The organism is Allomuricauda sp. CP2A (genome assembly GCF_001683915.1).
Lineage (GTDB): Bacteria > Bacteroidota > Bacteroidia > Flavobacteriales > Flavobacteriaceae > Flagellimonas.
Genome location: NZ_LXTT01000081.1, coordinates 1 through 8,725, shown reverse-complemented (window position 1 = coordinate 8,725; position 8,725 = coordinate 1). Strand labels below are relative to the sequence as shown.

The 8,725-nt window shown below is 40.0% G+C and carries 9 protein-coding genes and 1 pseudogene; 5 read left to right on the top strand and 5 right to left on the bottom strand.

What is annotated here, in order from left to right:
- The 4 genes from A7D14_RS10295 to A7D14_RS10280 all read left to right on the top strand — a co-directional run.
- A partial coding sequence (locus A7D14_RS10295) for a group II intron maturase-specific domain-containing protein (RefSeq protein ID WP_304364263.1) occupies positions 1-470 on the top strand: 470 nt, incomplete at its 5' end.
- 184 nt (positions 471-654) lie between these two features.
- Positions 655-2,109 (top strand): sulfatase, encoded by a 1,455-nt coding sequence (locus A7D14_RS10290; RefSeq protein WP_036379415.1) that lies wholly within the window; start codon positions 655-657, stop codon positions 2,107-2,109.
- A 59-nt stretch (positions 2,110-2,168) separates the two neighbouring features.
- Positions 2,169-3,275 carry an alpha/beta hydrolase gene (locus tag A7D14_RS10285; RefSeq protein WP_051947140.1) on the top strand — a complete coding sequence of 369 codons (1,107 nt, stop codon included), beginning with the start codon at positions 2,169-2,171 and terminating at the stop codon, positions 3,273-3,275.
- Between the two features lie 168 nt (positions 3,276-3,443).
- Positions 3,444-4,400 carry a hypothetical protein gene (locus tag A7D14_RS10280; RefSeq protein WP_036379412.1) on the top strand — a complete coding sequence of 319 codons (957 nt, stop codon included), beginning with the start codon at positions 3,444-3,446 and terminating at the stop codon, positions 4,398-4,400.
- Between the two features lie 357 nt (positions 4,401-4,757).
- On the opposite strand, the pseudogene A7D14_RS10275 reads toward A7D14_RS10280, so the two are convergent.
- A pseudogene (locus A7D14_RS10275) lies at positions 4,758-5,859 on the bottom strand (IS3 family transposase).
- 103 nt (positions 5,860-5,962) lie between these two features.
- On the opposite strand from A7D14_RS10275, the gene A7D14_RS20415 reads away from it, so the two are divergent.
- Positions 5,963-6,085, top strand: a complete 123-nt coding sequence (locus A7D14_RS20415; protein WP_255307434.1) for a hypothetical protein — start codon at positions 5,963-5,965, stop codon at positions 6,083-6,085.
- 163 nt (positions 6,086-6,248) lie between these two features.
- On the opposite strand, the gene A7D14_RS10265 is transcribed toward A7D14_RS20415, so the two are convergent.
- The 4 genes from A7D14_RS10265 to A7D14_RS10250 all read right to left on the bottom strand — a co-directional run bounded on the left by A7D14_RS10265 (position 6,249) and on the right by A7D14_RS10250 (position 8,592).
- Positions 6,249-6,845, bottom strand: coding sequence for a TetR/AcrR family transcriptional regulator (locus tag A7D14_RS10265; protein ID WP_036379408.1), 597 nt, complete (start codon positions 6,843-6,845; stop codon positions 6,249-6,251).
- 137 nt (positions 6,846-6,982) lie between these two features.
- Positions 6,983-7,195, bottom strand: coding sequence for a hypothetical protein (locus A7D14_RS10260; protein ID WP_036379405.1), 213 nt, complete (start codon positions 7,193-7,195; stop codon positions 6,983-6,985).
- Positions 7,196-7,356: 161 nt separating this feature from the next.
- The gene (locus A7D14_RS10255) at positions 7,357-7,914 is read right to left on the bottom strand and encodes a lysophospholipid acyltransferase family protein (RefSeq protein ID WP_036379403.1); all 558 of its coding nucleotides are present in this window, start codon (positions 7,912-7,914) and stop codon (positions 7,357-7,359) included.
- Between the two features lie 69 nt (positions 7,915-7,983).
- Positions 7,984-8,592 carry a TetR/AcrR family transcriptional regulator gene (locus tag A7D14_RS10250; protein WP_051947139.1) on the bottom strand — a complete coding sequence of 203 codons (609 nt, stop codon included), beginning with the start codon at positions 8,590-8,592 and terminating at the stop codon, positions 7,984-7,986.
- Positions 8,593-8,725: the final 133 nt, after the last annotated feature.

The window sequence follows — 8,725 nt, the reverse complement described above, 5'->3', positions numbered from 1 at the left end:
TGCCGAGAAGCGCACAGCATAGTGTCAGAAAAGAGTGGTTCACCAGTTGGTTGCCCGCCGTGAGCAAGAAAGCTATGAAAAGTATGAACGGGAAGATGAGAAGCTGGAGCATACTGCGTGTCAGCAGTTGTACGCTCACCGACATTGCCAAGGCCATCAATCCAATAGTGAAGGGATGGATCAATTACTATGGAAAATTTTATAAATCAAAGCTTAAAGACTTTATGCACACACTGAACGTGAAACTCGCCAAATGGGCGAGACGGAAGTACAAGAGCCTTCGGGTCAGCGACAACAAGGCCATGAATTGGCTTTACAAGGTAAGTCAGGAATCACCGAACTTACTTGCTCACTGGACAATAGGTTCAATACCATCGAACGGAAACAATAATAAGAGCCGTATGACGGGAGACCGTCACGTACGGTTCTGTGAGAATATCGGTGCTGCGATGCCCGGTTTTACTCGATAAAAACATCAGTGTTCTTTTTGGGAGTCGAGAATATAATATATAATGAAAAGAAAAGTATTCCAGATTAATTTAATGGTCGGCCTACCTCAAGGTTTCTTCCAACCTTTTCGCTTTACTGAAGTCTATCTTGGTAGACTTCTGTGGATTTACCAGGCCTTGCTTGAATATTAAAAATTAAATTTAGATGAAAGTAAATACGATTAGATTCATGAACATAAAGCTGTTTTTGACACTTGCCTTCTTGTCATGGGTTGGCACCTGCACGGGACAACAAGCCAATGTCGACCAAGTTACACAGAGAGAAGACGTACCTCCGAACTTTGTTGTCATTTTTGCCGATGACCTTGGGTATGGTGATTTAAGCTCATATGGGCACCCTACAATACACACCAAAAACCTGGACCAAATGGCGGTCGAAGGCCAAAAATGGACGAACTTCTATGTTGGGTCGAGCGTATGCACACCCAGCAGGGCAGCATTGATGACCGGGAGATTGCCCATCAGAAATGGAATGACCAGTAAGGTGAACCGTGTTCTTTTTCCCGATTCCCATAAAGGATTGCCGCAAAGTGAGATAACCTTGGCCGAACAATTAAAAAAAGTCGATTATGTGACGGCTTGCATTGGCAAATGGCATTTGGGACATAAAGAGGAGTATTTGCCAACGAGCCAAGGGTTCGACTATTATTTTGGTATTCCTTACAGCAATGACATGGACAACATTATTCCATTCAGGTCAACTCAAGGGTATATTGATTTTTGGAAATCGGAAGAGAGGAAAGATATAAATACTTTCAATGTTCCACTGATGCGCAATACGGAGATAGTGGAGCGCCCAGCTGATCAGAACACATTGACAAAACGTTATAATGAAGAGGCGGTACAGTTCATAAGGAAGAACAAGGAAAAACCTTTTTTCCTTTATTTGGCCCATAATCTTCCACATGTGCCCCTTTTCGCATCAAAGGACTTTCTGGGCACCAGCGATAGGGGGCTCTATGGCGATGTTGTTGAAGAAATTGACCATGGGGTGGGACAAATATTGGCCGAATTAAAAAATAGTGGCCTAGATAAGAATACAATTGTAGTCTTCACCTCAGACAACGGACCATGGCTCATCATGAACCAAGAAGGTGGAAGTGCAGGGTTATTGAGGGAAGGAAAAGGATCTACATGGGAAGGGGGTATGCGTGAGCCATGTATTTTTTGGGGACCAGGCCGAATCCAACCTGGTTTGGTCACCCAAATTGGCACCACCATGGATTTGTTTACCACTTTCAGCAAATTGGCAAACGTGCCATTGCCCGAAGATCGACAGATGGATGGAAATGACCTTGGGCCAACACTCTTTGAAAAAAAACCAAGTGAGAGAAAAGAAGTGTTTTATTACAGGGGAGATGAGCTTTATGCGGTTAGGCTGGGAGCCTTCAAAGCCCATTTCATAACGGAAGGTGCCTATGGCCCACCGATGCGTGAAGAACATGACCCCCCACTCCTATACAATCTTGAAGTGGACCCATCTGAAAAATATAATGTTGCCGAAAGTAACCCTGATGTCATTGAGCAAATCAAAGCCTTGGTCAAAATCCATAATTTAAATTTGGTCAAAGGGGAAGATCAGTTGAAAGACAGGGGTTGACCTTTGAATTATCAATTAAATTTCAAACTAGTTTTAATTTATCAATATACAATATATATATGAAAAAACGAGGTCAAATTCAATGTGTGGTTATTTTATTGCTTCTATTAGGCGGGGGCATAGTAGCACAGGACCAAAAAAGCAACTATTCGCTGGTGGAGATTCCGGCTCCATCACTTAAGGATAATTTAATAGGCACGAAAGATGTGCAAAAGATTGGGGTTTATTTACCACCGTCTTACTTAGACTCAGATCAATTGTTTCCAGTTGTCTATTTTTTGAACGGTTATACCGTTGAGGCTGGCGAATATCCCAAAACGGAGGCTTTTGACAGTTATATGAAGAATAGTAAAGAACACGAGTTCATCTTAATAGAACTCAACGGCCATAATCTGTTTGAAGGGTCGATGTATGCCAATTCACCTGTTTCGGGAAATTGGGAAGATTTTATTGTAAGAGATGTCATTACTTATGTTGACAGCCATTACAAAACTTTGGCGAAACGGGAATCTCGTGGAATAAGTGGACATTCAATGGGCGGAGGTGGAACAATCAATATCAGCTTAAGGCATCCCGAGGTATTTTCTGTGGCCTATGCCATGAGTCCTGCCGTTTTGGCAAATGATAATTTATTGAATGGTATGTTTAAGAACGATTCGACCTTGGTGCAGGTTCAGAATTTATCCGAAAAAATGGTAAATGTGAGGGATGAGGATTTTTCTGAAACCTTGCAACAAGAATTAAAATCGTATGACCGAAAGATAACGAGCATATTTGGTATTCTTGCCTTTGGATCTGCATTCTCTCCCGATCTTTCACAACCCTTAAAGATTGCATTCCCGTTTACGATGAATGCCGATGGCACCTTTTCCAAGAAAGAAGAAGTCCTAGAGAAATGGGTAGCTGGTTTTGGGAATTTGGAAGAAAAAGTGAAAAATTACAAGAACAATTTAACCCAGTACAAAAAAATTGCATTGAGTTGTGGCTATCAGGACGAAACTCCCGGATTGCTCGAAGGTTCAGTTTATTTCTCTACATTGTTGAAAGAGGAAAAAATACCACATAGCACCTGCTGGTACACCGGCAAACATAGTGACAAGGTCAGTGAGCAACTCATCGGTGAGGTATTTCCGACTATGTCCGCTTACCTACATGGTGAAAAGTAATATGATAGGTTGATTTTGAGTTAGTTTTTTTAAGGGAGCGCAGCTTGTCTGCGCTTTTTTACTTTTGCTTCCAGTTCCTGTCCTTATGCTGATTTTCTTATTATGAACTAATACATTCACACCGTGAAACCAACAGATTCGAAAAAGACTTTTAAGTGGGATTGTAAAATGCCACACCTGAAAGTATTGGCTTTTTTATTTATTTTTTTGACATTTTTCTTTACAGTCCATGGCCAAGGTTCTGAGTTACTTTGGCTCGAAAATGATTCCATTAGGGTATCAATAAGCAAAAAAGGGGCTGAACTTCAAAGCATAAAAGGCAAAATCAGTGAGTTTGAGTACCTATGGCAGGGCAATGGTGAATATTGGGCGGACAGGGCTCCCATAATGTTTCCAGTAAATGTCAGATTCAGGGACAACGAATTTTATTTTCGGAACGTCAAATACGATATGCCGAAAATGGGAATTTTAAAAGAGCGCTTTATGACAGTAAAACATAAATCAAATGATGAGGTTACATTAAGTTTTGTTCCCAACAAAGAAATATTGCATGAAAACTATCCCTTTTTGTTCAAAATTTCAGTTCGATATAAATTGACCGATAATACCATCTTGAACGAATACGTCATCAGAAATGACGATACCCATAGCATGTATTTTGCACTTGGGGGGCATCCTGGGTTTAATCTGTCACTTGGTCAACCAAATGATAGAAAAAAGCATGAGTTGTTTTTTTATAAATCCCTTTCTGCCCAAAGAGAACTAATTAAAAATAGTCTTCTGAAAGATTCGGTAGCCCCCTTTTTACAAAATGAGACAACTCTTGGATTTGATGATGACAGGATACCTAATACTGGGATTTTCATCAAAGATTCAGTTATCACTAAAATTGGTCTGGCCAAATCTGGCCAAAAACCATACATAAGTTTGATTCTGGGTAATTTTCCGAATGTCAATATTTGGAGCCCTCCAGGATATCCGTTTGTGTGCATTGAGCCTATGGCCTCACATCATGATTTTGAGGATTCTCCAAAAGATATTGAAAAAAAGTCACACCTCGTCACATTGAAACCGGGCGAAACCGTTAAGTATTATTTTTTAATACAAATAGACCAAAGCCTTTAAACAACAATCTACATATTATCAAAACATGGTTTTGCATTTGCTTCTAATGCCTAATTATGTAACGAATTTATGGTGTTTTGTGTTTCGTTTCTGCTTTTCTAAAGAAGGTAATTACTGGCAGTGCCTGTTGTCTTTGGCGTTACTTTAAAACATGAAATATTACATTTGAGGTTTATTGAGAAAATTTGATAAGTTTTGGAATAACCATTTTTCAATATAAGTCATAAACACGACCTTGCTTCAGTAGGTTATTTTGCATATGAAGTGATTTAAACTTTTTTTGGACGAGAGATAGTGTAAGGTTCCCCTAAAGCAAAGCGTCCATAAATATACTTTCTTTTGTGAAATGGCTGTCCATTAGCAATTAGGGAAAGCTGGATTTCCCTCGGCTTTCCAAAATTTTTTCGGTGGCCTGTTGCCCAATGATTCATGTGGTCGGACATTGTTGTATTCCCGGAACCATCTCTGGGTCTGGTCCCTGACCAGATCAAGCTCCGTGAACAGATAAGCATCCAAAACCTCTTTACGGTAGATGCCGTTGAACCTCTCGACCAAAGTGTTCTGGGTCGGTTTTCCCGGTTGGAAATACCGGATCTCGACACCGTTCTTTGTGGCCCATGTATTGAAAATGGCCGAAGTGAACTCAGGGCCATTGTCCACGCGGATGGTCTCCGGTGAACCCCTCCATTCGATGAGCCTGTCCAGTTCTCTTGTTATCCTCCTCGCACTGAGCGAAGTGTCGACGGTGGACACCAGGGGTTCCCTGTTTAGGTCGTCGATTACGTTGAAGACCCTGAACGATTTTCCGTTGGTCAAGGTATCCTGCATGAAATCGGCACTCCATGTGATGTTACAGTCCACGGGGTGTATATGTGGGCTCTTTACCCTTTCGGGCAACCTTCTCTTTCGCTTTCTTCGAATGTTCAGCCCCATCAACACATAGACCCTGTAGACTTTTTTGTGGTTCCAGCCGTGGCCCATTGCCCTGAGCATATGGAACATCTTTCTGAACCCGTAGGTCGGGTGACCTTCGGCCAGCTTTTCCAAAGAATCCATAATCACTTCGTCTTCGGGCTTCCTCTTGAAACGGTAATAATAGACCGACAGACTAAGGCTCACCGCCCCACAGGCCGCCTGATACTCAACCCTACCTCTTTGGCCAGGTATCCGACAGCTTCTCGCTTCTCGGCGGGCTTAGCTTTTTTCGATAAGGTTCTTCAGGGCGTTGTTCTCAAAGGCAAGATCGGCTTACATGCGCTTGAACTCGGCAAGTTCCGACTCCATCTCCTTCATCTTCTTGAGTTGGTCTACTCCCATGCCCCCCTTATTTTGCCTTCCAGTTGTAAAAGGTCGGTTGGCTGATACCGTGCTCGCGGCATATCTCGGCAACGGTCTTTCCCTTTTCTTGTGCCGTTAGGACCTTGATGATCTGTGTCTCGGTGAATCTGCTTTTTTTCATTGCCTCAAATTTAAACGTTGAACTCTAATTTCCAACGCTTCGTTTTTCAGGGAACCTTACAGACTTCTGAGATCAGTGTTACCATACTTAAATTCCATAGTCCATGCACAAAGTACACGATAAAGATACTATTGAAATGGAGATAGTTCCGCAGATTTTTCTTTCCCAAAGTGGTTTTCCACCGACAGCCCCGATTTCTGAAATTATCAATGCCATCCTAGTCTAGTTGAAGAGCGGTGCGTAAGGAAAGGAAGAGGCGCAAAAATGACCAATGCACTTTATCTGATCGCTAGGCGAGTTTATGGGCTAGCTCGTCAAGTTTTTGTTTGTAATTGTCCCTGTCCCTGTCCTAAGGATGGGGGCAATTATAATACATGACGGTTGTCAGTCTATTTTTGGATAAACCTGTTGGTGTAATCTTCGGTTACAATACCTTTTATGGTGTTGATTATGAGATGTTGTAGAATCTCGTGCTGGGTATATTTATCAAACAGACTGGTTTTACCAAAAGCGATAGTGTTCAAATTCAAAAAGTACAGTTCACAAACCAATCTCAAGTTCACCTCATTTTGAATAAAGCCCAATTTTTGTGCATCGACAAAGAGTTCGTAAATAGTTTTATTTACCAAATCATTTCGAAAGCTATAATAGAGATCATAGGCCTTAGGGTAATATTTCTTTAGTCCGAAAAGGAACGTGGGACTGAAAAATTTTAAATGTTCGAAACCCTTTTTGTATATCAGTATTATCTTTTCCAGAGGATCTTTACAGAAAGCAATCTCCGATTCTTGGATCTCCCTTGAATATCTTTGCAGTAGATAGACCGTACTCTCTTGAACCAATTCTTCTTTTTTCCTAAAATAATTGTAGATGGTCTTCTTTGATATGCCAAGCTGATTTGCCAACTCATCGAGTGTGAACCGTTTACTCCCAAATTGAGCGAAGTTTAAGGCGGAGCATGCAACAAGTTCGGATTTACAGATCATTGGGTTAAATTATTAAGGCAACATAAAGTTACGTATTTATAACGATAGCGAAATATGATAAAGATCACCAAAATGATAAATAATATTAGGTCGTTAAACCTTTTGTTTCGGTTCTTTCTAGTCAAATATAACTGGTCTTAAATTTCAATAGCATTTTGGATAGACCAAATAATGCCGGGTACTTTAAAATCCCAAATTGAGGCACTTAACTTCCATCTTCTTTGGCTCCATAGCCAAAGTTCCGGCGATTTAAAGATCACGTTTTCCAATGCCTCTGCATAGTCTTCTATAATCCCATTGATTCTCACGGAAACGGGACTTTCCGTTATCAAACTAAAAATGTAGTCCATAGTACCCTCTTTTTATTTTTTTGTAAGAAGGGAACAAAACAACTTCACTGGTTTTTTTGGCAAGCTTTTCGGCCCCTAGAAAAAAGCTGTTTCCCTGTTCAAAAAATGGCAGCAATGTTTGGTACTGATTCTGACAGGGCTTTGATCGCCGATGATGCAGTTCAACATAATGACATTCTTTCGTTCAAGGTCGATAATGGTCCTATATCCCTTGGTGGATTCAATGCAATGGACACCAAATCGTTCTCTGATAATTTTAAATAGGCTATTGAAATAGTGGTTTTTAATTGGTTTGTATAAAGTGTCTGATCGGTAAGGAAAAAAAGTGGTAGGAATATCAACCATTCCCAATTTCCCTGATGGGCAGTGTAAAGCAAAATATTTTTATTCTCGCTTAAATAATGTTCTACCAAATCCGGATTCTCTATACGCAAACGTTTCATTGCCGACCTTTTACTGATGGTCAATGTCTTAATCGATTCGACAAGTATATCACAGAAATGCCGATAGAAGTTCTTTTCAATTTTTCTCAGTGTAATTTGTGGTTTTTGAGGAAAGGATTTTTTGATATTGTCCGAGACTAAGTTCCTTCTATACTTCATGAGGTAATAGACCACTACAAACAATATGTCCGATAACAGGTACAGAACAGGCATCGGCAGGGTCGAGATGGCATAAAAAGGCAAATATCTAATCTTGGGCAGCATCTTGTTTTTCATTACAAAAAAATTATAATGGCACAGGCAACAAATAATTAGTTTCCTTTTTTCTAAAGGCCGGCCTACGATTTATTTTTTGATTCCTTTCACGAACATTTTTAATGCGCTTTCATATTGTCTCTGCAATAGAGAATACTCAATTTCCGTGATATTTATTGTGTCTTTTTTAATAAGTACATTGTGCCGCAACCCTTGGAAAATGGCAATGAACAATTGCGAATAATAAGCAATATCAAGATTTTCAAAATCTTGGGCGGCAATACCTTTTTCCAATATTTTACTCACAAGTCGTATTTCTTCTTTGCGAAGGTTTTCGAATAGGCGGGCGTAAACGGGTTTTAAACTGTTTATAGATTCCAGGCTCAAAGAACTGAGGTGTGCAAAATCGCGAAAGTAGATCAGTCGCCTTTCTAGGTAAATATGGAATAACTCTTCTGCAGGGACAACCGAAGAAAGAAGACCTTCAATCTCGTTTAAAAATGTTTTATGTTCTTGCTTTACTACTTCCTTGAAAAGTTCTTCTTTAGTGGAGAAGTAGTAGTATAGGGATGCTTTTGATAGACCTATATCCCCGGCAATCTCCGTCATTGTTGTTTTTTTAAGGCCATAACGGCAAAATCTTTTTTTGGCGGAATCAAGTATTAACGAAAAATTATCGGTACTTTCAATATTGAACATTTGACTTTTTTAGTTAGAAAGTCTAAAATAATATTTATTTTAGCAAAAAAAAAATCTTTTAATTTTTAAAATCTGACCAATGCAGGAAATAGGGCAAGACGACTATTTGTTTTTAAAGCATGCTATTGAAAAC